21 protein-coding genes are annotated in these 22,671 nt (G+C 70.2%); 13 read left to right on the top strand and 8 right to left on the bottom strand.

All coding sequences use genetic code 11. The features are described from left to right. Positions 1–13 precede the first annotated feature (13 nt). Positions 14–3,313: a carbamoyl-phosphate synthase large subunit gene (carB, locus tag H2038_RS10400; protein ID WP_292112632.1), complete on the bottom strand. Its 3,300-nt coding sequence runs from the start codon at positions 3,311–3,313 to the stop codon at positions 14–16. A gap of 336 nt (positions 3,314–3,649) precedes the next feature. Between carB and H2038_RS10395 the strand changes: the two genes are divergently transcribed. Both H2038_RS10395 and H2038_RS10390 read left to right on the top strand, forming a co-directional pair. Then, a complete protein-coding gene (locus H2038_RS10395) occupies positions 3,650–6,655 on the top strand; it encodes a TonB-dependent siderophore receptor (protein ID WP_292112630.1) in 3,006 nt (1,001 codons plus the stop codon). A 116-nt stretch (positions 6,656–6,771) separates the two neighbouring features. Beyond that, entirely contained in the window at positions 6,772–7,566 is a 795-nt protein-coding gene (locus H2038_RS10390; protein WP_292112628.1) for a hypothetical protein, read from the top strand. Here H2038_RS10390 and H2038_RS10385 read toward each other — a convergent pair. Continuing rightward, positions 7,557–8,261: an HAD family hydrolase gene (locus H2038_RS10385; RefSeq protein WP_292112626.1), complete on the bottom strand. Its 705-nt coding sequence runs from the start codon at positions 8,259–8,261 to the stop codon at positions 7,557–7,559. The two genes, H2038_RS10390 and H2038_RS10385, sit on opposite strands and share 10 nt — an antisense overlap. Positions 8,262–8,402: 141 nt before the next feature. Here H2038_RS10385 and H2038_RS10380 point away from each other — a divergent pair, with 141 nt between their 5' ends. Next, complete coding sequence (locus H2038_RS10380; RefSeq protein ID WP_292112624.1) at positions 8,403–9,203, top strand: hypothetical protein; 801 nt, start codon at positions 8,403–8,405, stop codon at positions 9,201–9,203. A 99-nt stretch (positions 9,204–9,302) separates the two neighbouring features. Further along, entirely contained in the window at positions 9,303–10,463 is a 1,161-nt protein-coding gene (gene carA, locus H2038_RS10375) for a glutamine-hydrolyzing carbamoyl-phosphate synthase small subunit (RefSeq protein WP_292112622.1), read from the top strand. 6 nt (positions 10,464–10,469) lie between these two features. On the opposite strand, the gene H2038_RS10370 is transcribed toward carA, so the two are convergent. Continuing rightward, complete coding sequence (locus tag H2038_RS10370; RefSeq protein WP_292112620.1) at positions 10,470–10,736, bottom strand: hypothetical protein; 267 nt, start codon at positions 10,734–10,736, stop codon at positions 10,470–10,472. Positions 10,737–10,946: 210 nt separating this feature from the next. On the opposite strand from H2038_RS10370, the gene dnaG reads away from it, so the two are divergent. From dnaG to H2038_RS10355, 3 genes are all read left to right on the top strand, one after another. Further along, positions 10,947–12,809, top strand: a complete 1,863-nt coding sequence (gene dnaG / locus H2038_RS10365; protein ID WP_292112618.1) for a DNA primase — start codon at positions 10,947–10,949, stop codon at positions 12,807–12,809. Between the two features lie 68 nt (positions 12,810–12,877). Continuing rightward, a complete protein-coding gene (rpoD, locus tag H2038_RS10360; protein ID WP_292112616.1) occupies positions 12,878–14,818 on the top strand; it encodes an RNA polymerase sigma factor RpoD in 1,941 nt (646 codons plus the stop codon). Positions 14,819–14,908: 90 nt separating this feature from the next. Next, the gene (locus tag H2038_RS10355) at positions 14,909–15,643 is read left to right on the top strand and encodes an extensin family protein (protein WP_292112614.1); all 735 of its coding nucleotides are present in this window, start codon (positions 14,909–14,911) and stop codon (positions 15,641–15,643) included. A gap of 39 nt (positions 15,644–15,682) precedes the next feature. Here H2038_RS10355 and H2038_RS10350 read toward each other — a convergent pair whose 3' ends face one another. After that, on the bottom strand, positions 15,683–16,036 hold the full coding sequence (locus tag H2038_RS10350) for a DUF1428 domain-containing protein (RefSeq protein ID WP_292112612.1): 354 nt from the start codon (positions 16,034–16,036) through the stop codon (positions 15,683–15,685). A gap of 23 nt (positions 16,037–16,059) precedes the next feature. After that, a complete protein-coding gene (locus H2038_RS10345; protein WP_292112610.1) occupies positions 16,060–16,551 on the bottom strand; it encodes a VOC family protein in 492 nt (163 codons plus the stop codon). Positions 16,552–16,598: 47 nt separating this feature from the next. On the opposite strand from H2038_RS10345, the gene H2038_RS10340 reads away from it, so the two are divergent. Next, positions 16,599–17,297: a winged helix-turn-helix transcriptional regulator gene (locus H2038_RS10340; protein ID WP_292112608.1), complete on the top strand. Its 699-nt coding sequence runs from the start codon at positions 16,599–16,601 to the stop codon at positions 17,295–17,297. A gap of 3 nt (positions 17,298–17,300) precedes the next feature. Here the strand turns inward: H2038_RS10340 and H2038_RS10335 are convergent, their stop codons facing one another. Then, positions 17,301–17,510: a flagellar basal body rod C-terminal domain-containing protein gene (locus H2038_RS10335; protein ID WP_292112606.1), complete on the bottom strand. Its 210-nt coding sequence runs from the start codon at positions 17,508–17,510 to the stop codon at positions 17,301–17,303. Between the two features lie 157 nt (positions 17,511–17,667). On the opposite strand from H2038_RS10335, the gene H2038_RS10330 reads away from it, so the two are divergent. Beyond that, the gene (locus tag H2038_RS10330; RefSeq protein WP_292112604.1) at positions 17,668–18,201 is read left to right on the top strand and encodes a hypothetical protein; all 534 of its coding nucleotides are present in this window, start codon (positions 17,668–17,670) and stop codon (positions 18,199–18,201) included. 159 nt (positions 18,202–18,360) lie between these two features. After that, positions 18,361–18,684 (top strand): Mpo1-like protein, encoded by a 324-nt coding sequence (locus tag H2038_RS10325; RefSeq protein WP_292112602.1) that lies wholly within the window; start codon positions 18,361–18,363, stop codon positions 18,682–18,684. A 4-nt stretch (positions 18,685–18,688) separates the two neighbouring features. On the opposite strand, the gene H2038_RS10320 is transcribed toward H2038_RS10325, so the two are convergent. Continuing rightward, complete coding sequence (locus tag H2038_RS10320) at positions 18,689–19,369, bottom strand: hypothetical protein (protein WP_292112600.1); 681 nt, start codon at positions 19,367–19,369, stop codon at positions 18,689–18,691. Between the two features lie 68 nt (positions 19,370–19,437). Then, positions 19,438–20,052 carry a 3D domain-containing protein gene (locus H2038_RS10315; protein ID WP_292112598.1) on the bottom strand — a complete coding sequence of 205 codons (615 nt, stop codon included), beginning with the start codon at positions 20,050–20,052 and terminating at the stop codon, positions 19,438–19,440. A 162-nt stretch (positions 20,053–20,214) separates the two neighbouring features. Here H2038_RS10315 and H2038_RS10310 point away from each other — a divergent pair, with 162 nt between their 5' ends. Genes H2038_RS10310 through H2038_RS10300 form a run of 3 tightly spaced genes read left to right on the top strand, consistent with a single transcriptional unit; the run spans position 20,215 to position 22,598 of the window. Continuing rightward, a complete protein-coding gene (locus H2038_RS10310; protein ID WP_366926495.1) occupies positions 20,215–20,856 on the top strand; it encodes a glutathione S-transferase family protein in 642 nt (213 codons plus the stop codon). 9 nt (positions 20,857–20,865) lie between these two features. Beyond that, positions 20,866–21,540: a nitroreductase family protein gene (locus H2038_RS10305; RefSeq protein ID WP_292112595.1), complete on the top strand. Its 675-nt coding sequence runs from the start codon at positions 20,866–20,868 to the stop codon at positions 21,538–21,540. A 29-nt stretch (positions 21,541–21,569) separates the two neighbouring features. Further along, the gene (locus H2038_RS10300) at positions 21,570–22,598 is read left to right on the top strand and encodes a S1/P1 Nuclease (protein WP_292112592.1); all 1,029 of its coding nucleotides are present in this window, start codon (positions 21,570–21,572) and stop codon (positions 22,596–22,598) included. The last annotated feature ends 73 nt before the right edge of the window (positions 22,599–22,671 follow it).

The following is a 22,671-nucleotide window of genomic DNA, read 5'->3' as shown; positions in this document are numbered from 1 at the left end:
CCGCCCGACCGGGTCAGGCGTAGTCCTGCACCGGCCGCACGTCGAGGTCGCCCGCCTTGATCGCCGCGATCGCCCGCGCCGCCGCCACCGCCGCGGGGACGGTGGTGTAGTAGGGGATCTTCATCATCAGCGCCGTGCGGCGCAGGGAGAAGCTGTCCTGCAGCGACTGCTTGCCCTCGGTGGTGTTGATGACCAGCTGGACCTCGCCGTTCTTCATCGCGTCGACGATGTGGGGCCGGCCCTCCAGCACCTTCTTCACATGCCCGACCCGCAGGCCCTGCTGCTCGAGGAAGGCGTGGGTGCCCCCGGTGGCGATCAGGGTGAAGCCCTCGGCCAGCAGGGCGCGGGCCGCCTCGAGCACGAACGGCTTGTCGTCGTCCTTGACGGAGACGAAGGCGCAACCGGCGACCGGCAGCAGGGTGCCGCCGCCGATCTGACTCTTGGCGAAGGCGCGGGCGAAGGCGGGCTGCAGGTCGGCCTCGCCCTCGCGCTTCCAGTCGAGGCCCATGACCTCGCCGGTCGAGCGCATCTCCGGGCCCAGCACGGTGTCGACCCCGGCGAAGCGGGCGAACGGGAACACCGCCTCCTTGACCGCGATGTGGTCCAGCGGCCGGTCGACGAGGCCGAAGCCGGCCAGCTTCTCGCCGGCCATCACCTTGGCGGCGATGGCGGCGACCGGCGCGCCCATGGTCTTGGCCACGAAGGGGACGGTGCGGCTGGCGCGCGGATTGACCTCGAGCACGAAGATGCGCGGCGCGTCGGAGTGCGGCTCCTCGATGGCGAACTGGACGTTCATCAGGCCCCGGACCTTCAGGGCCCGGGCCATCTCCGCCGTCTGGCGCTTCAGCTCGGCGATGGTCGCGGCGGACAGGGAGTAGGGCGGCATCGAGCAGGCGCTGTCGCCCGAGTGCACCCCGGCCTCCTCGATGTGCTCCAGCACCCCGGCCACGAAAACCGTCTCGTCGTCGCACAGGGCGTCTACGTCCACCTCGGTGGCGCGGTTCAGGTAGTGGTCGATCAGCACGGGATCGTCGCCCGAGACCTGCATCGCCTCATGGACGTAGCGGTCCAGCTGCTCGCGGTCGTGGACGATCTGCATGCCGCGGCCGCCCAGCACGTAGGAGGGGCGCAGCACGACCGGATAGCCGACCTCCTCGGCCTTCCGCGCGGCCTCCTCGGCCGAGCGGGCCAGGCCGTTCGGCGGCTGCATCAGCCCGATCTCGTGCAGCATCTGCTGGAACCGCTCGCGGTCCTCGGCGAGGTCGATGGAGTCGACGCTGGTGCCCAGGATCGGCACGCCGTCCGCCTGCAGCGCGTGCGCCAGCTTGAGCGGCGTCTGGCCGCCGAACTGCACCACCACGCCCAGCAGCTCGCCCTTCGAGCGCTCGACGTCGATCAGCTCCAGCACGTCCTCGGCCGTCAGCGGCTCGAAATACAGCCGGTCCGAGGTGTCGTAGTCGGTCGACACCGTCTCGGGGTTGCAGTTGACCATGATCGACTCGACGCCGATGTCGGCGAAGGCGAAAGCCGCGTGACAGCAGCAGTAGTCGAACTCGATCCCCTGCCCGATGCGGTTCGGACCGCCGCCGAGGATCACCGCCTTGCGGCGGTCGGACGGCTCAGCCTCGCAGGCGGGAACCTGGCCCAGGGCGCCGGTCTCGTAGGTCGAGTACATGTAGGCGGTGGCGCTGGCGAACTCGGCGGCGCAGGTGTCGATGCGCTTGAACACCGGGCGGACGCCCAGGGCGCGGCGGGCCTTGCGCACCTCGGCCTCGGTCGTGCCGGTCAGCTGCGCCAGCCGGGCGTCGGAGAAGCCCTTCGACTTCAGCCGGCGGAAGGCCCCGGCGTCGGTCGGCAGGCCCTGCACGCGGATATGGCCCTCGGTGCGCACGATGTCGGCGATCTGGCGCAGGAACCACGGCTCGTACGAACAGGCCGCCTCGACCTCCTCGACGGTGAGCCCGTGGCGGAAAGCCTGGGCGATGACGCGGATGCGGTCCGGCGTCGGCTGGCCCAGCGCGCGAACGACGGCGGCGCGCGCCGAGGCTTCGTCGTCGACATCCGCGACGCCGTCGATCTCGACCTCGTTGAAGCCGGTCAGGCCGGTCTCCAGCCCGCGCAGGGCCTTCTGCATCGACTCCTGGAAGGTGCGACCGATGGCCATCACCTCGCCCACCGACTTCATCGAGGTGGTCAGCAGCGGCTCGGAGCCCGGATATTTCTCGAAGGCGAACCGCGGGATCTTGGTGACGACGTAGTCGATCGACGGCTCGAACGAGGCGGGCGTCACCTGCGTGATGTCGTTCTGGAGCTCGTCCAGGGTGTAGCCGACGGCCAGCCGGGCGGCGACCTTGGCGATCGGGAAGCCGGTGGCCTTGGACGCCAGGGCCGAGGAGCGGGACACGCGCGGGTTCATCTCGATGACGACCATGCGGCCGTCCTTCGGATTGATCGCCCACTGCACGTTGGACCCGCCGGTCTCGACCCCGATCTCGCGCAGCACGTTGATCGAGCCGGTCCGCATGCGCTGGTATTCCTTGTCGGTCAGCGTCAGCGCGGGGGCGACGGTGATCGAGTCGCCGGTGTGGACGCCCATCGGGTCCACGTTTTCGATCGAGCAGACGATGATGCAGTTGTCCGCCCGGTCGCGGACCACCTCCATCTCGTACTCCTTCCAGCCGAGCACGCTCTCCTCGATCAGCACCTCGGTGGTCGGCGAGAGGTCGAGGCCGCGTTCCACGATCTCGCGGAACTCCTCGACATTGTAGGCGATGCCGCCGCCGGTGCCGGCGAGGGTGAAGCTGGGGCGGATGATGGCCGGCAGGCCGACGAAGGCGAGCGCGTCCTCGGCCTCGTCGATGTGGTGGATGGCCTTGGAGCGCGGGCTCTCGAGCCCGAGCTTGTCCATGGCGTCGCGGAATTTCTGGCGGTCCTCGGCCTTGTCGATGACGTCCGCCTTCGCGCCGATCATCTCGACCCCGTGCCGGGCGAGGGCGCCGGAGCGCTCGAGCGCCAGGGCGGTGTTCAGCGCGGTCTGGCCGCCCATGGTCGGCAGCAGGGCGTCCGGCTTCTCGGCGGCGATGATCTTCTCGACCATCTCCGGCGTGATCGGTTCGATGTAGGTGGCGTCGGCCACCTCGGGATCGGTCATGATGGTGGCCGGGTTGGAGTTGACCAGGATGACCCGGTACCCCTCGGCCTTCAGCGCCTTGCACGCCTGCACGCCCGAATAGTCGAACTCGCACGCCTGTCCGATCACGATCGGACCCGCCCCGATGATGAGGATGGACTGGATGTCGGTCCGCTTGGGCATGGGCAGTACTCGCGCACGCGAACCCGGCGCGGGCAGGCGGCCGGCGCGGGAACGGTCGGGTTGTCGGTTAAGCGGCCCGTCTAGAGAAGGCGGCAGGTCGGAGCAAGATCAAATGCAGGCGACTGAGCAGTTGCCGAGGCGCGACCGGCGGCTCCCGCCAGCAGACGTCCGAACAGCGCCGTCAGGCGGCGGGGTCGTGCCTCAAGAACCACAGTCCCGCCGCAATTTGCATCTCCAATGACCGTTCTTCGGCAGATTTGTGTCCCGCGCGGTTGCTTGCCGACTTGCGCCAACGCTAGGCTGCCGGCTGATCCGAAGCGTACCCAGGATATTTCGATGACTTTGCGCAAGCGACTCCGCGACACCTCGGCCCTCGCCGGCCTCGCCGCCGTTCTTATCGCCGCTCCGGCGTTCGCCCAGGAGGCGAGCCCGCAGCCGAACGAGGATCAGGACGAGGAGTCCGCGTCGCTTGGCGAGATCGTCGTCACCGGTTCGCGCATCCCGCAGAACGAGTTCACCAGCCCGTCGCCGATCCAGGTGCTGACCACGGAGCGCGCGGAGCAGCGCGGCCTGAGCGACACGGCCCAGCTGCTGCAGAGCTCGACCCTGGCCGCGGGTTCGCCGCAGGTGAACTCGACCATCTCCAGCGCCTTCGTCACCGACGGCGGGCCGGGCGCCGCCACCATCTCGCTGCGTGGCCTCGGCGCCAACCGCACCCTGGTGCTGCTGAACGGCCGTCGCGCCGGTCCGGCCGGCACGCGCGGCGGCGTGTCCTCGTTCGACCTGAACGTCATTCCGCAGTCGGCGATCAGCCGGGTGGACGTGCTGAAGGACGGCGCCTCGTCGATCTACGGCTCCGACGCCGTGGCCGGCGTGGTCAACCTGATCACCGAGCGTGAGCGGGACGGCGGCGAAATGTCGGCGTTCGCCAGCGTGCCCTTCGAGGGCGGCGGCGAGCAGTTCAACATCTCCGGCTCGTTCGGCAAGACCTTCGATCGCGGCTACATCAACGTCTCCGCCGACTACTACCGGCAGGAGAAGCTGGCCGCCGGCGAACGCGACTACCTGAACTGCACCAACCAGTACGTTTTCGAGCCGGGCACCAACACCCGCGCCGACCGTATCGATCCGCGCACCGGCCAGCCGCAGTGCCTCGACCTGGCCTGGGGCCAGGTCTACGTCTACGGTCCGGATTTCTCGGGCCGCGCCGGCCGGTTCCAGTACGACTACGACGGCGATCTGGGGAACTACATCCCGGTCACCAACGGCAGCCCGGCCTATCCGAACGCGCCGGCGGGCTTCTACCTGGTGAACTACGATCCCGCCTCGCGCGCGGTCACCAACAACCTGCACCCGTTCGCGCTCGAGCAGTCGATCATCCCGGAAACCGAGCGCTACACCGCCTTCGTCGAGGGCGCCTATGAACTGGGCGGCGGCGTGGAGGCCTACGCCGAGCTGCTCCTGAACCGCCGCGAGAGCCGTACCGACAGCTATCGCCAGTTCTGGAACTACACCTACACGGCGGACTTCCTGGACTACTACTACGGCCCCGGCGCCGGCGGTGACCCGCTGACCGGCTTCACCGGTCTGAACCTGCTCAGCGCGACGCCGGTGACCGACCACTTCGACCAGTCGCAGCAGGTCGATTACACCCGACTGGTGGCCGGGCTTCGCGGCGACATCGGCGGCTGGGACTGGGATGTCTTCGCCCAGTACAGCCGTTCCGACGGCGACTACACGTCCGACGTCATTCTCCAGGACGCGGTCGACTCGACCAGCTTCAAGACCAGCTCGTGCGTCGGCTCCAACCTGCCGGTCAGCGGCCGCCCGTGCATCGACGTCGACTTCACCAATCCGCGCGTCCTCGCCGGCGACCTGACCCCGGAAGAACGGGCCTTCCTGTTCGACACGGAGACCGGCAACACGGTCTATGAGCAGTACTACATCGAGGGCGGGATCGCCGGAACGCTGTGGGATCTGCCGGCCGGCCCGATGGGCCTGGCGGCGGGCTTCCACCTGCGCAAGGACGAGATCGTCGACACCCCGGGCGACGTCACCCTGGCCGACAACAGCTGGGGCCTGAGCGGCGCCGGCATCACCGAGGGCGAGGAGACCACCAACGAGATCTACGCCGAGCTCGCGGTGCCGCTCCTGGCCGACATGCCCTATATCCAGAGCCTGGATCTGTCGCTGTCGGGCCGCTACACGGACACCGACACCTCGGGCGACGCCACGACCTACAAGGTCGGCCTGAACTGGGCGATCAGCGACACCATCCGCGTGCGCGCCACCCACGGCACCTCGTTCCGCGCCCCGGCCCTGTTCGAGCTGTACCTGGCCGACCAGACCAGCTTCGTCGGTCAGCGCAACATCGATCCCTGCCTGAACCTCGACCAGCGCGTCGCCGACGGCAGCCTGCAGACGACGGACCTCCTCTACGTGAACTGCCGCAGCGCCTCGGGGCCCGGCGGCGGCGTGGCGGGCAACTTCACCGGCGGCGTCTCGTCGGCGGAAGTCGTCACCGGCGGCGGCCTCGGCGTGCTTGAGCCCGAGACCTCGCAGTCGACGGTCATCGGCGTGGTCCTGACCCCGCCGGACAGCAACCTGAGCGTGGCGGTCGACTACTTCGACATCACGATCGAGGACCAGGTGGCCAACCTCGGCGCCGGCGGCATCCTGCAGGCCTGCTACCTGTCGGAGAACTTCCCGACCGATCCGATCTGCGCCCAGTTCGACCGCGATCCGGCGACCAGCTCGATCACCGAGGTGCGGGACAGCTTCCTGAACATCGCGGAACAGAACAACCGCGGCCTGGACTTCACGACCCGGTGGATCCACGACTTCGACTGGGGCACCCTGGTCCTCGACAGCCAGACCACCTGGACGCTGGAGTCGAACCAGTCGACGTTCGCCGACTTCGGCACCGACTTCCTGGGCGACATCGGCAACCCGGAACTGGTCGGCAACATCAACGCCACCATCTCCCGCGGACCGTGGACCGCCTTCTGGGGCTTCGACTGGATCGGCAACCAGGACGACCGTCCGGATCGCGCCCGGAACGGCCAGTCGATGTTCCAGACGATCGACGGCCGCGTGACCGAGATCAAGGCGGACGCCGAGTTCACCGGCTTCCACAGCGTGTCGCTCACCTATGAGTCCGAGGGCGACGGCTGGACCGGCGGCTGGACCGTCTCCGGCGGCGTGGCCAACCTGTTCGACGAGCTGCCGCCGGCGGCTTCGGCGGTCGCGGTGGGCACCCAGGGCAACTCGGTCTTCGCCTCGCAGTACACCGAGGCGTACTACGGTCGCCGGGCCTTCGTGCGGCTGTCCAAGTCGTTCTGATCGGCCATGCCTGACTGAACGGAGGGGCGGCGGAGACATCCGCCGCCCCTTCATCGTGTCCGTCCGGCCGCAAAGCCGGGACCGGCGGACGCCCGTGACTGCGCGAGACCCATCCGATGGCCATCATTCGAGGCATGAAGGACACCCTGAACGAGCGGGTCGCGTCCTTTCCCCAGGCGCCCCTGCGTCAGCCGGTGCTGGTGAACAGCATCCCGAAGGGCGGCACGCACCTGTTGCGCAACATCCTGAGGATGTTCGTGCCGGTCGAGCAGCACCACGACCGCGATTTCGTGCAGATCCCGAACATGCATCTGCACCTCGACGCCTTCAATCCGCATGCGCCGAAGCTGGCTGCGGCCCATCTCCTGTTCAGCGACCAGTCGCTGGCCAATATCCGCCACGCGCGCCACATCCTGCTGGTGCGCGATCCCTATGACTGGGTGCTGGCGCGGGCGCGGTTCTTCGTGTCGGAAGAGTTCGAGCAGGAGAACATCCAGCATCTGAAGACGCCGGGCCTGTACTCGGCCGAGGCGATCCTCAACATGATGATCTTCGGCATTCACCAGAAGTCGCCGGCGCTGATCGACATCTACACCCACAACGCCGCGGCCTGGCTGGGGACCGGCGTCCACCTGGTCCGCTACGAGGACGCCGTGCGGGCGGTGAAGGCCCTGGACGCGCCGGAAAGCGAGACCTTCTTCAGCGACCTTCTCGAGGCCGCAGGCATCGAGCGTCCGGAGGACTGGCGGGAGCGGGTCCGCACCGGCGCCGACCGCAAGCTGAGCCGCACGGCGCGGGAGAACCTCAAGCTGCCGGGCGGCCACGAGTTTCCGGCCGAGCTCCCGGAGGTGCAGAAGCAGCTGGTGGATTTCCACGCGCCCGGCCTGCGGGCGCTGCTCGGCTACGCCTGAGGCGCGCGCTCCCCGATCCAGCGGGGCAGGGCGCCGATTGTCTCCAGCGCGGCGAAGCGCGGATGCCCGTCCGGCGCGTCGGCCATTTCGTGCGCCCAGGTGATCGCATAGGGGATGTGAACCGCCCAGGCCCCGGCCTCCAGCGCCGGCAGCACGTCCGACTTCATCGAATTGCCGACCATCAGCGCCTCGGCCGGCCCTGTGCCGTGCCGATGGAAGACGCGGTCGTAGGTGTGGGCGTGCTTCTCCGACACGATCTCGACCGCCGCGAAGAGCTCGCCGAGGCCGGACGCGGCGAGCTTGCGCTCCTGGTCCATCAGATCGCCCTTGGTGACGAGGACGAGGCGATGGCTGCGCGAGAGCTCCTCCAGCGCCTCCTCGACGCCGGGGAGGGGTTCGACCGGGTGGGACAGCATCTCGCGACCCGCGGCGAGGATCTCGCGGACCACCCCGGCCGGCGCCTGGCCGTCGGTGAGCTCCATGGCCGTCTCCAGCATCGAGAGGGTGAAGCCCTTCACCCCATAGCCGTAGAGGCGGAGGTTCCGCTGCTCGGTCGCCGCCAGCCGGGCCTCGATCGAATCGCGGTCCCCATGCTCGGCCAGCAGTTCGACGAACCGGTCGTGGGTGAGCCGGAAGATGGTCTCGTTGTGCCAGAGGGTGTCGTCGGCATCGAGGCCGATCGTGGTGATGCGCATGGCGGGTCCATGCCGTCCCGCGGCGGTCGGCGCAAGCGTCCGGAATCAAGACTCCGTTGACCACGTCGGTCAGGAAAATGTTGGTGAACCGGCGCCACGCTGCCGGATTGCATCTCCGGGGGGCCGTCAAGGGAGTCGGTCATGGAGACGCCTGCAGAAGGGCCCGGGGGCCTCGCCCGGGAGCCGGAGCGCAGGGCGGGGCTTGCGCCCGTCCCGGAACGCCGCCCCTACGCCCAGCCCTATGACAGCCTCGCCTTCACCGTGGTTAGCCGGGCCGCGCGCGAACTCACCATCACCCTGGCCGCCCAGCCGGTGTTCGATCTGGGGCGGTCCGCGCCGGTGGCGCGGCGCGTGCGTCGGACGGTGCGCCATGCGGGCGGAGAGCGCGCCCTCCGCCCCGGCGGCCGGACCCTGGAGACGGGGGACCTGCACCGGATCGACGCCCTGACCCTCCGCGAGGGTCTGGCCATGCTGCGCCCCGGGCCGTCCGACAGCGGGATTCTGCCCGCCTACTGGCGCACCGTCGCCTCCAGCCGCGGGCGCTTCGCCCGGCTCTGCGCGGAGCTGCAGCACGCGCGGGCGCCCGGCTCGCTGCTGATCGAGGTGGTCGGCGGAATGGAACAGGCGCCGCCCGGAGCCGTCGCCGACGTCATCGGCCATTTCGAGACCGCGGCCCAGGGCGTCATCCTGCACCTCGCGCCCGATCCGGCGACGGTGGCGCGGGCGGCCGGCGTCGGGGCGCGGTGCCTGGCCCTCGACTTCGCCGGGGTGGCGCACGAGCACGCCAGCGACTGGCGCTCCGCGGCCGAGCTCATCGCCGCCGCGCGGGCGGCGTGCGGACAGGTGCTGCTCCTCAACCTGAGGCCAGACCGGGGGCTGGCGGCCCGGTCCGCGGGCGCGACGCACGCCGTCTTCGCCGGGATGGAGCCCGTCCTGGTCTGACCCTCTTCCCGAAAAACCGGCCGACGCGTTGACCGACCGGTCCGGGAGGCCTAACCACGCCGCCGTTTGTCCGCCCGGTTTCGGATGTACGGAGCGCCCATGACCGACAAGCTGCTACCAGGCGTCACCGGCGTTCTCGCGCTCGCGGACGGAACCGTCATCCAGGGACTGGGGTGCGGCGCGACCGGCTCCGCCCTCGGGGAGGTGGTCTTCAACACCGCCATGACCGGCTATCAGGAGATCCTGACCGACCCCTCCTACATGAGCCAGATTCTGGCCTTCACCTTCCCCCACGTCGGCAACACCGGGGTCACGGTCGAGGACGTCGAGCAGATCGGCGGGGGCGCGGAGACCTCGGCGCGCGGTGCGATCTTCCGCGACCTCCCGACCGATCCGGCCAACTGGCGCGCCGACGGCGATTTCGATGGCTGGATGAAGCGCCGCGGCGTCGTCGGCCTGGCGGGGGTGGACACCCGGGCGCTGACCGCCCGTATCCGCGACTCCGGCGCGCCCCACGCGGTGATCGCCCACGACCCCGAGGGCCGGTTCGATCTCGAGGCGCTGGTGGCGCAGGCGCGGGCGTGGAGCGGGCTGGTGGGGCTGGACCTCGCCAAGGCCGCCTCGACCCTGCAGTCGTTCGACTGGGACGAGGGGCTGTGGGACTGGCCTGAAGGCTACCCGCGCGTCGACGCCCGCGACCGCTCGGTCGTGGTGGTCGACTATGGCGTCAAGCGCAACATCCTGCGGGCGCTGGCCTCGACCGGGGTGAAGATCACCGTGGTGCCGGCGACGACCACGGCCGAGGACATCCTCGCCCGCAACCCCGACGGCGTGGTCCTGTCGAACGGTCCGGGCGACCCGGCGGCGACCGGCGCCTATGCGGTGCCGGAAATCCGCAAGCTGGTCGACAGCGGCAAGCCGGTGTTCGGCATCTGCCTCGGCCACCAGATGCTGGCGCTGGCCCTGGGGGCGAAGACGGTCAAGATGGACCAGGGCCACCACGGGGCCAATCACCCGGTGAAGGACCTGACGACCGGCAAGGTCGAGATCGTGTCGATGAACCACGGCTTCACCGTCGATCGCGACAGTCTGCCCGAGGCGGTGGTCGAGACTCACGTCAGCCTGTTCGACGGCACCAACTGCGGCATCGCCCTGAAGGACCGGCCGGTGTTCAGCGTCCAGCACCATCCGGAAGCGTCGCCGGGGCCGACCGACAGCCTGTACCTGTTCCAGCGCTTCGCCGACTCGATGAAGCGCTAGGACCGCTCAGGGGAGGGGGGCGAAGCTCTTCTCCTCGCGCAGGGCGCTGGCCTTGCGCACCGCGGCCGGCGCGGCGTGCAGCCAGTATTCGGCGTCGTCGAGGCGATTGCTGCGCAGGCGTTCGAGGCCCCTCAGGCGGCGGAGCGCCGCATTCTCCAGCAGGCGGGCGTGCAGGGCGCGCGGCGGGAGCGTGGGGACGGGCGGGGAACCGGGGACGGCGACGGCGTCGGGGCCTTCAGGCTCGACCGCCGGACGGGTGACGGCGATGTACATGGGAACTCGCTTCCGAACGGCTGCGCCGGCTTCGCCGCGCCCCGCCGAGACTCCGCTCCTTCTGGCGCGGTCACAGGGTTAATCCACAAGGCTTGTGGATAGTTCCAAGAAAAAACGTCCTGAATCAGACGGTTATGGTGTCGATTTGGCCTTCTTGGTTAACGAAAGGTAAAGGGCCGCCTTTCGCTGAGTCGCGCGCTATAAGGCGGAGTGCGCTTCGACGAACGCTTCCTTGAGGAACTGAAGGCCCGCCTTCGCCCGTCCGACATCATCGGGCGGACGGTGAAGCTCAAGCGGCAGGGGCGCGAGTACGTCGGCCTGTCGCCCTTCACCAAGGAGAAGTCGCCGAGCTTCTTCGTCAATGACGACAAGGGCTTCTTCCACGACTTCTCGTCGGGCAAGCACGGCGACGTCATCTCCTTCCTGCAGGAGACGGAGCGGCTGAGCTTCGTCGAGGCGGTGCAGCGGCTGGCCGGGGAGGCGGGCATGGCCCTTCCCGCCGAGGACCCGCAGGCGGCCGAGCGCGAACAGAAGCGGCAGGGCCTGTCGGACTGGATGGACCTCGCCCAGAAGTGGTTCGCGGCCAACCTGCGCCGCTCGCCCGGCAAGGCGGCGCGGGAGTACCTCGAACGGCGGGGCTTGCCCGAGGACCAGTGGGAAAGGTTCGGGCTCGGCTACGCCCCGAACGACCGGGAAGGTCTGAAGAGCGCGCTCGTCCAGCGCGGGGCCCGGCCCGGGGAGCTGGTCGAGGCGGGGCTGCTGATCGCGCCGGAGGGGGGCGGCAGCCCCTACGACCGGTTCCGCGACCGGCTGATGTTCCCGATCCGCGACGCCCGCGGCCGCATCGTCAGCTTCGGCGGCCGGGCCATGAATCCCGACGACCGGGCCAAATACCTGAACGGGCCGGAGAGCCCGCTCTTCCACAAGGGCGCGACCCTGTACGGCCTGCCGGAGGCGCGCCGCATCCTCGGCGCCGAGAGCCGGTCCGACCAGGCCGTCGTGGTGGTCGAGGGCTATATGGACGTGATCGCCTGCCAGCGCGCCGGCATCCCCGCCGTCGCGCCGATGGGCACCGCCCTGACCGAGGAGCAGATGGAGCGGCTGTGGCGCGTGTCGCACGAGCCGGTGCTGTGCTTCGATGGCGACGCGGCCGGCCGGCGCGCGGCCTACCGGGCGATCGACCGCGCCCTGCCGCAGCTGAAGCCGGGCCGCTCCTTCCGCTTCACCCTGCTGGAAGGCGGAAACGACCCGGACGACATCCTGCGCGAGCGCGGCGCGCCGGCGCTGCGGCAGGCGCTGTCGGTGACCCGGCCGTTCGCCGAGGTGCTGTTCCAGAAGGAGGCCGAGGCCGAGCCGCTGGACACGCCGGAGCGGCGCGCGGGCCTGAAGGGCCGTCTCAGACAGGCCGCCGCGGCGATCCAGGACCGGGACCTGGCCGAACAGTACCGTCGGGAGTTGTTCGACCGTTTCGACGCCCTGTTTCCGGCCCGTCAGCCGGCGCGCCGCGCCGAGCCCGGGTCGGCGGGCGGCCGCCGTTTCGGGCCGCCGCCGGTGCTGGGCCAGACGGCGGAGGGGGCCCAGGCGATGCAGTCCCTGAGCCAGGCGATCGAGCCGGTGGCCGCCGCGCTGGTCCACGGCGCCATCGACGATCCCGAGCGGATGGACGACCATCTGGAGGCCATCGCCGCCCACGGCTTCGGCGACCGCGCGCTGGATGGACTGGCGCAGGAGCTGGTCCGGCTGCGGTTCTCCGGCCAGAGCCTTGACTCTGCTGCGCTCCGTCGCCATCTGGCGCAGTCGGGTCATCACGTCTTGATGCGCGAGGTCGAGAAGGCGGCGGCGAAGTCCGGCGCGCCTTTCCTGGCAGCAGACAAGCCCCTCGCCGAGGCGCGGATCCGTTGGTCGCAGGCGTTCGACGCGCTCACCCGCGTCGCCGCCCTGGAAGACGCCCTGGCGTCGGCGCGCAGCGTGCCGGGCCAGGACGATGCATTCCGCAGGCTGAAGGCCGAGCGGGATGCGCTTCGCCGCGCGATCAAGACCGGAGAGATTTGGGAAGACAGCGCGGGCTCGTAACCAACGAACTCGCCACGTGTTGTATTGGCGGCAGGCCGGACCAGCCCTCCGCCCGGAGAAGAGACCGAATGAGCGCCCAGACCGAGACGCAGGAAGCCGAAGTCCAGACCGACGGCCCGCTGCTCGACCTTACCGACGCGGCGGTGAAGAAGTTCATCAAGCAGGCCAAGGCGCGCGGCTACGTCACCATGGACGAGCTGAACAAGGTGATGCCGTCCGAGGAGGTCTCGGGCGACGCCATCGAGGACACGCTCGCCATGCTGTCGGAGATGGGCGTCAACGTCGTCCAGGACGAGGAAGAGGCGGCCGAGAAGGAAGGCGAGAGCACCGAGGTGGCCGCCGCCGCGGACACCGCCGTCGCCGAGGCGCCGGCCAAGGCCGCCTACGACCGCACCGACGACCCGGTGCGCATGTATCTGCGCGAGATGGGCTCGGTGGAGCTGCTCAGCCGCGAGGGCGAGATCGCCATCGCCAAGCGCATCGAGGCCGGTCGCGACGCGATGATCTCGGGGCTGTGCGAGAGCGCCCTGACCTTCGAGGCGATCATGGTCTGGCGCGACGAGCTGGCCAACAATCGCATCCTGCTGCGCGAGGTGATCGACCTCGACGCGACCTACGGCGTGCTCAACCCGTCCTCCCTGCCGCACAACCAGCCGCCCGCCGGCGAGGCGCCGGCCAAGGAAGAAGGCGGCGAGGAGAAGCCCGAGGGCGACGAGGACGACGACGACTTCGACGACGGCGGCGGCATGTCGATCTCGGCCCTCGAGGCCGAGCTGCGCGACGGCGTCATGGAGGTGCTGGACGCGATCGCCGCGGACTTCGGCGCCTTCCGCAAGCTGCAGGACAAGCTGGTCGAGGCGCGGCTGAAGGGCGAAACCCTCAGCGCCAAGGACCAGAAGGCCTACGACCAGCTGACGGCGGACATCTCCGGCCGGCTGAAGACCATGAAGCTGAACAACAATCGCATCGAGGCGCTGGTCGAGCAGCTCTATGCGATCAACAAGCGGCTGATGGGTCTCGAGGGCCGTCTGCTGCGCCTCGCCGACAGCTACGGCATCTCGCGCCCCGAGTTCCTCAAGGCCTATTTCGGCCGCGAGCTGGACCCGAACTGGGCCGAGACCGTCAAGGACATGGGCGTGCGCTGGACCAAGTTCAGCGAGAACGAGGCGGCCCAGATCGCGCAGATCCGAGGCGACATCGCCGCCGTGGCCACCGAGGCCGGCCTGCCGATCGACGACTACCGCCGCATCGTCCAGACGGTGCAGAAGGGCGAGCGCGAGGCGCGGCAGGCCAAGAAGGAGATGGTCGAGGCCAACCTGCGCCTCGTGATCTCCATCGCCAAGAAATACACCAACCGCGGCCTGCAGTTCCTGGACCTGATCCAGGAGGGCAACATCGGCCTGATGAAGGCGGTCGACAAGTTCGAGTACCGCCGCGGCTACAAGTTCTCGACCTACGCCACCTGGTGGATCCGTCAGGCCATCACCCGCTCGATCGCCGACCAGGCGCGGACCATCCGCATCCCGGTGCACATGATCGAGACGATCAACAAGATCGTCCGCACCAGCCGCCAGATGCTGCACGAGATCGGCCGCGAGCCGACCCCGGAGGAGCTGGCCGAGAAGCTGGCCATGCCGCTGGAGAAGGTGCGCAAGGTGCTGAAGATCGCCAAGGAGCCGATCTCGCTCGAAACCCCGATCGGCGACGAGGAGGACTCGCACCTCGGCGACTTCATCGAGGACAAGAACGCCGTCCTGCCGATCGACGCCGCCATCCAGTCGAACCTGCGCGAGACCACCACCCGCGTGCTGGCGTCGCTGACGCCGCGCGAGGAGCGGGTGCTGCGGATGCGGTTCGGCATCGGCATGAACACCGACCACACCCTGGAAGAGGTCGGCCAGCAGTTCTCGGTCACCCGCGAACGCATCCGCCAGATCGAGGCGAAGGCGCTGCGCAAGCTGAAGCACCCGAGCCGGAGCCGCAAGCTGCGCTCCTTCCTCGACAGCTGAGAAAGCAGGGGCGGCTCCGCGGGGCCGCCCCTTCTTCTTTCAGGCCGTCCCGTGCAGCGTCAGGGGGCGGGAATCAGCTAGCCTCGCGGCATGGGCGCGCACCCGGCCGTCATCCGCATCGTCCTGCTGTCCGCCGCGTGGCTCGCCGGCTGCGGCCCGATGCTGCCCGATCGCCCGACCGGCCCGATCCCGACCAACCGGCCCGAGGCGCCGCTGGTCGGCGGCCTGATCGACCGCCCGCTCGACGCCGGCACCCGCAGCGCGATCCTGCGCGAGAGCGCCGACCTGGGCCGGTGCATGGCGGAGCTGACCGCCGCGCGCGTCGACTTCAGCCCGCGGCCCGACCGGATCGACAGCGACTCCTGCCAGCAGATCCAGGCGGGCCTGCTCGGGGCCGACATGGGGACGGTGGCGCGGATGAACCCCGCGCGGCCGGAAATGACCTGCCGCCTCGCCCTCGCCCTCAGCGTCTGGCGGCGTCAGTCGCTGGAGCCGGCGGCGCGCGAAATCCTCGGCTCGGACGTGGTCCAGATCGATCACTTCGGCGCCTACGCCTGCCGGAACGTCAACAACGGCGTCGGCAGCACCCGCGTCAGCGCCCACGCCCAGGCGGCGGCGCTGGACGTGGCCGGCGTACGGCTCAGGGACGGCCGGCGGATCACCCTGACCGACGATTGGCAGGGCGACGACGCGGAGGCCCGCTTCCTCCGGCGCATCCGCGACGACGCCTGCCGCATCTTCGGCACGGTGCTCAGCCCGGACTACAACGCCGTCCACCACGACCACCTGCACCTCGAGGCCACCGACACCCGCTTCTGCCGCTGAGCGCGGGTGAAGGGGCGGTCGCGGAGGCCGCCCGGGGGTTCAGGCCCTGCCTTCGAACACGGGGGCGAAGCCGCCCCACATCATGCGCTTGCCGTCGAACGGCATGTCCATGCCGTCGAAGTCCGGGTCGTTCATCATCTCGGCGAAGCATTTGTCGGCCGTGGCGCGGTCGGGCCAGCGCAGCCAGGAGAAGACCACGACCTCGTCGTCCTCCCGCTTCACCGCCATCGGGAAGCTGGTGTGCTCGCCGTCCGGCACGTCCTCGCCCCAGCATTCGACCTGCTCGAGGCAGCCGTACCTCTGGAAGGCCGGCCAGGACTTGCGGGCGGACTCGACGTAGCGCTCCTTGTTTTCGGTTTTCACGGGGATCAGGAAGCCTGTGACGTAGCTCATGGTCTCTCTCCTTGCTGGACGGGTCAGCCGACGGCGTCGACGGCGGCTTCGAGGGCCGCGATGTCGATCCGGCGCATGCCCATCATGGCTTCGAAGGCGGCGCGGGTGCGGGCGGGGTTCGGGTCGTCGTAGAAGGCCATCAGCCGCCGCGGCGTGATCTGCCAGCTGACGCCCCAGCGGTCTTTGCACCAGCCGCACATGCTCTCCTGCCCGCCGTTGCCGACGATGGCGTCCCAAAGGCGGTCGTTTTCGGCCTGGTCGTCCGCCAGGATCATGAAGGAGACAGCTTCGCTCTGGGGGAACTGCGGACCGCCGTTGAGGCCGATGTAGCGGCGGCCGGCGAGGGTGAATTCGACCACCAGCTCCGCGCCGGCGGGGCTCGAGGGGTTGTCGGCGGGGCTGCGCACGACCCGGTCGATGCGGCTGTCGGGCAGGCCCAGCGAGACATAGAATTCAGCGGCCGCGCGCGCCTGGCCGAGGTCGTACCAGATGCAGGGCAGGATCTTGTCGGACATGAAGGCGCTCCGGCGTGGGTATCCAAGCGTGCGGGTGGGTGTTACCTATGTCAACCATGAAGTTAGAAAAAGTAACTGAAAAGGCCGGGCGGCGGTATGACGACGCCTGCGGGACGGCGCACGGGCTGGAGATCCTCGGCGAGCGCTGGGCGTTGCTGGTGGTGCGGGAGCTGATGCTTGGGCCGCGGCGGTTCGGCGACCTGCGCGCCAGCCTGCCCGGTCTGAGCGCCAATGTGCTGACCCAGCGGCTGGACGGCCTCGAGGCCGCAGGCGTGGTGGTGCGCCGCCGCCTGCCGCCGCCGGCCTCCGTCCCCGTCTACGACCTGACGGACTGGGGGCGGGAGGCGGAGGCGGTGATCCAGGCGCTGGGCCGGTGGGCGGCCCGCTCGCCGGACCACGATCCGACCCTGCCGCTCAGCCCGGTGTCGATGATGCTGTCGCTGCGCACCATGTTCGACCCGACGAAGGCCGGGGACGCCCTCCTGGCCCTTGGCTTCCGCTTCGGCGAGGTCGCCTTCCGGGTCTGCGTGGCCGACGGTCTCCTGACCGTCGAGCGCACCGCGCCCGAGCACGTCGCCGCAGTGGTCGTAGGGACGCCGGAGGCGGTGGCGGCGGTGATCTACGGCGACGCCGAAGGGGCCGCGGCGCGGATGCGCGATCTGCTGGCGGTCGAGGGGGACCCGGACGCCTTCCTGCGCTTCGCCGGCTGGTTCGAGCTTCCGCCGAAGGCTACCCGTCCGGCCTGACCGTCAGGCCAGCAGGTCGAGCAGGGTTCCGGTCATCTCGTCGGCGGTGCGGAGCACCGAGGCGTTGGCCTTGAACGCCGTGGCGGCGCTGATCCGCTCCACCGTCTCCCCGGCCAGATCGGCCAGCGGCTCCGCGGCGGTGCGCCGGGCGCTGGCGTCGAAGCGGGCGGCGGCGGAGGTCAGTCCGGCGGCGGCGATGGCGTGGGCCTGCATGGCGGTCTCCGGTGCGTCCGGCGAGGATGCGTCCCCGAGGCTAAGGGCGCGCCAATAAAACTGGTGAACGCGGCGCGAGATCGGCGTTCGCCGAATGGACAGCCGCCGGGGGACATGATTGGCTGTGTGCGCGCCCCCGCGGAACTGGACGGTCGCCATGATCAGCCTCGCCCACCTGAAGCGCCGCCTTGGCCAGTACGCCGCTCTCTGGGTCACGGCCTTCCTGCTGTCGGGAGCGGCGATTGTCGCCGGCCTCACCCTGACGGACCTGATGGCGGCCATCGACGCCGTGCTGCCGCCCCTGCTCGCGATCGTCGCCCTTGCGCTGGGCGCCGGCGTCGTGGCGAGCCTGGTCTCGCGGGAGACCCTCGGGACCAGGCTGCTGGTGCTGCTGCTGGCCGTGTTGCTGACCTTGCCGGCGCTCTGGGCGCCGGTCTCGGCGGCGGTGGCCATCGCCTTCCTCGCCGACCGTTCGATCGAGTATTCCCAGGCCTACGTGGGCTTCCAGATCGGCGTGGCGCGGGTGCTGTTCCCGGTCAGCCAGGCGATCGGCGACGGGGCGCTGTTCGGCTGGGTGTGGCAGGCCTTCCAGTGGATCTCGACCCTGGTCGGCTTCCTGTCGGCGATGGCCAGGGTGTGGCCGATGGTGCGCCGTCTGCTGGGGCCGGAGCCGGCTGACGAGGGAGCCTGATCCGCCCGGGCGCCCGGCCAGATTTCCCCGGGCCGGGGGCGGCCCTTCACCGGGTTGACGGGGAGCCCGGCGGAATCCGCCCCGCGGGAAAGGCGCAGAAGCGGGATGGTGCGTCCGCGGCCGCTTGCCCCGCGGCGGCGGCGGAGTCATCGTGCCGCCATGACCACGCAAGAGCCGGCGGGCGAACGCTTCGCCTCGTTCGAGGCCTTCTATCCATACTACATCCACGAGCACTCCAACCGGACGTGCCGGCGCATCCATGTCGTCGGTTCGGGGCTGGTGCTGGTCGCGCTGGCGCTGGCGGTCGTCACCCTGAACCCGTGGTGGCTCCTGGCCATGCCGGTGATCGGCTACGGCTTCGCCTGGGTCGGACATTTCTTCTTCGAGAAGAACCGTCCGGCGACCTTCCGTTACCCGCTGTGGAGCCTGATGGGCGACTGGCGGATGTTCTTCGAGACGGTGAGCGGCCGCCGGCGGTTCTGACGCTTCAGCGGTTGGCGGGGTCCTGGAAGGCGAACAGGCTGACCGCCAGGACGGCCACCGGGTCGCGGTCGGCCGAGCCGGCCGGCGGCAGGTAGAAGGTCGGGCGCAGGCCGTTCAGGTCGACGGCCCCGACGTCGACGCCGCCGCGACTGATCACATAGCCCATGACCCGACCGCCGCCCCACGGCAGGCCGCCCACCCGTCGGGTCTCGACCCGGTAGACGGCGTCGCCCCAGGCCATCTCGCCCGCGCGCTGCGGCTGCTGCAGGCGCGCGAACAGGCTGCCGCGGGAGAGGGCGAGCGTCAGCCGCGCGCCGGCCGGGGCGGCCCCGGCGTACTCGCACTCATAGCTGAGGGTTTCGCGGTCGAAGGTGATCCAGAGGATCTGGCGGTGGGCTTGGCCGCCGCCGCAATCGCCCCGGACCTCGCCCAGCGTGGGCCCGGAGACGTCGAACTCGGCGCGGGCCATGTCGCGGGACTGCCACGGCAGCCGGGTGCTGGAGGCGCGGGAGGCGACGGAGCCGACGTATTCGCCGATCGCGAAGCCGGGGCGGAAAAGGCTCGGGCCGCGTCGGCCCTCCAGGCCGATCCGCTCGGTGCGCTCCGTGACCGGCGCGGCGTCCTGGGCGGCGGCGGGAACGACCGCGGCGAGCGCGACGCTCGCGACCATGCTGGCGAGTTTCATGAGCCCCTCCTCACGAGGAGGGTGAGCCTGCCACGATCTCGCCGAACGTCAATCGGCGAAGACGGGCTTCAGTTCGAGCCGGCCGAAGTGGTCTGGGTCGAGGCCATCAGCGTGGCCTGGCTGGGCACGCGGTCCCACGACGGCGGGCAGCCGTCGAAGCGGCCGGCGTCGACGATCGAGACGCGATCCTGGTTGAAGCGCATGGCCGGCTGCATCGAGCCGCGGCCGTGGCCGGTGTAGAGGTCGATCTTCTGGCCCTTGATGGCGCCGCCGGTGTCGGAGGCGTACCAGTAGCCGTCGTGGATCGTGCCGTCAGGCATCCGCATGCCGACCGTCTCCGGGATGAACAGGCGGGTCCGGCGCGGGATGTAGCGGGGATCGACCGCGACGGTGCGCATCGGGATCGGGCGGCAGCCGAGGCTGTCGTTCCCGGTCGCTCCGCCACCCCCCGCATGGTAGAGGTTGACCCGGGCGTTCCAGCGCGGATCGGCCTCCAGCATGGCGCGGGCGTCGGCCGGCAGTTCGGCGTCGCTGGCGGAACCATCGTCGGACGGGGTCGTTGGTTCAGCGCCCAGACCGCTGGCGACAGCGGCTTCATAGGACACCGGTTCTCCGGTAGCCGCCGCTTGGGCGGGGAAGGCCAACGCCCAGACGAGGGCGAGCGCAGCGGCAGTGCCGAACATGCGATGACTCACGGAATCACCGGCCCCTGACGCGTCCGGCGAGGGGCTTGTGGCGTGAGAGTGTGTCCAAATCCAGACGTTCGGGACGCGGTGCGACCACCTGTCCTCTGCCGCAGTGGATAAGCGCGCCTTCGGCATGGATCAGCTGAATCGGCGTCGGCAATGCCGCGGACGTCTGTTAGCTGTATCCACAGATCATCAACTCTATGCTGGGCTGCTATGCTTACTGTGTATGGAGATATTCGCTCGGGCAACTGCTTGAAGGTCCGATGGCTGCTGACGCGCCTCGGGATCGATTATCAGTGGATCGAAACAGACATCATGTCCGGGACGACCCGGACTCCAGAATTCCTCAAGATGAATCCGGCTGGACAGCTGCCGACCGCGGTCCTCGCCGACGGGCGCGCGCTGGCCCAGTCGAACGCCATACTTGTCCACATGGCGGAGGGGTCGCCGTGGATCCCGGCCGATCCCTTCGCCCGCGCGAAGATGTTCGAGTGGCTGTTCTGGGAGCAGTACAGCCATGAGCCGTACATCGCCGTAGCGCGCTTCCAGCGGACCCTGGGCGGCAAGGCGGAGGCGGATGTCGAGCCGCGACTGATGGAGCGCGGCCGCGCCGCCCTGGCGCGGATGGAGGCGGCGCTGGCGGCGGCCGACTGGCTGGCGGGGGACGGGCCGACGATCGCCGACCTGGCGCTGGTCGCCTACACCCGGGTCGCGCCGGAGGGCGGTTTCGACCTGGAGCCCTGTCCCGCGGTGCGGGCATGGATTGCGCGGGTGGAGGCGGTCTTCGGGATCGTCTAGCGTCGCCGCATGCGCGACCATCCCCGCCAGCCCCTGACCGGCTATCCGCCGCTGGACGATTCCGAGCGGACGTCCCGGGCGACCGCCTTTCGCGAGCTGATGGGGCGCCGGCGCACGGTGCGCGAGTTCGCGCCGACTCCGGTTCCGCGGGCGGTGGTGGAGCAGGCGCTGCTGACCGCCGGCTCGGCCCCCTCGGGCGCCAACCACCAGCCATGGTTCTTCAGCGTGATCGAGAGCCCCGCCCTGCGGCGGCGCATCCGCGAGGCGGCCGAGGCGGAGGAACGGGAATTCTACGCCACCAAGGCGCCGCAGGAGTGGCTGGAGGCGCTGGCGCCGCTGGGCACGGATCCGGACAAGGCCTTCCTCGAGACCGCCCCGGTGCTGATCGCCGTCTTCGGCCAGCGGCGCGGCGGCCCCCGGTCCGGCGACGCGAAGAAGAACTACTACGTCCCCGAGAGCGTGGGCATCGCCACCGGGTTCCTGATCGCCGCCCTGCACTCGGCGGGGCTCGCCACCCTGACGCACACGCCCGCGCCGATGGGATTCGTCGCCGACATCTGCGGCCGCCCTCCGGAGGAGAAGCCCTTCCTTCTGCTGGTCGCCGGCCATCCGGCCCCCGACGCCACCGTTCCTGCGGCGGCGCTGGACAAGAAGCCGCTGGATGCTATCGCGGCGTGGATCTGACCCGCCCCCCCCGTTCCGGACATCCTCCCATGAGAAGACTCGCTGTCGCCGCCGCCGCCGTCTGCGCCGTGGCGCTCGCCGCCGTTCCCGCCGCTGTCTCGGCCTGGGGCAGCACCGGACACCGGCTGATCGGCGTCGCGGCGGTGCGCGCCCTGCCGGACGAACTGCCCGCCTTCCTGCGCACGCCCGGCGCGGCGGCCGAGATCGGCGAACTGTCGCGTGAGCCCGACCGGACCAAGGGCGGCGGGCAGCCGCACGATCGCGAGCGCGACACCGCCCATTTCGTGGACATGGACGACCAGGGCCGGGTCATGGACGCGCGCGGCATGTCGATCGACGCCCTGCCGCGGCTGAAGTCCGAGTACGATGCGGCGCTGACGACCGCCGGGCTGGACGTCGATGACGCCGGCTACCTGCCGTACGCGATCATGGACGGCTACCAGCAGCTGGTCCGCGACTTCGCGACATGGCGGGTGCTGCACGCCGCCGAGGCGCGCGAGACCGATCCGGGCAAGCGCGCCTGGTACCGCGAGGACCGGCTGCGGCGCGAGGCGCTGATCCTGCGCGACGCGGGCTATCTCGGGCACTACGTCGGCGACGGGGCCCAGCCGCACCACACCACCATCCACTACAACGGCTGGAGCCGCGACGTTCCCAATCCCGAAGGCTTCACCACCTCGCGCCAGACTCACGGCGCCTTCGAGGGCGAGTTCACCGCGCGGGTGGCGCGGCTGGACTCGGTCGAGGCGGCGATGCGGGCGCCGCAGCTGGACGGCTTCGACCTGCGCGCCCGCGTGCCGGCCTATCTGCGCGCCACGCTGGCCGAGGTGCTGCCCTTCTACCGGCTGGAAAAGGCGGGCGGCTTCGCCGAGGGCGACCCGCGCGGGCGCGACTTTGTGATCGCGCGGCTCGCGGCCGGGGCGTCGGAGCTGCGCGACCTGATCGTGCAGGCGTGGCGGGACTCGGCCGATGACGAGATCGGCTGGCCGAAGGTGAAGGTGGCCGAGGTGGAGGCCGGGACTGTCGACCCGTGGCTGGCCATGTACGGCGAGGACTGAGCCCGGCGCGGGTGAAAGGTGCTAGTGAGCGACGGGGTGAGCCGCCGGGCCGGCTGCCGCCGCGATCAGACTC

This window comes from Brevundimonas sp. (assembly GCF_013912005.1).
In the GTDB taxonomy this organism is placed as follows: Bacteria; Pseudomonadota; Alphaproteobacteria; order Caulobacterales; family Caulobacteraceae; genus Brevundimonas.
The sequence above is the reverse complement of the archived record's forward strand: the minus strand, read 5'-3'. Positions and strand labels throughout refer to the sequence as shown.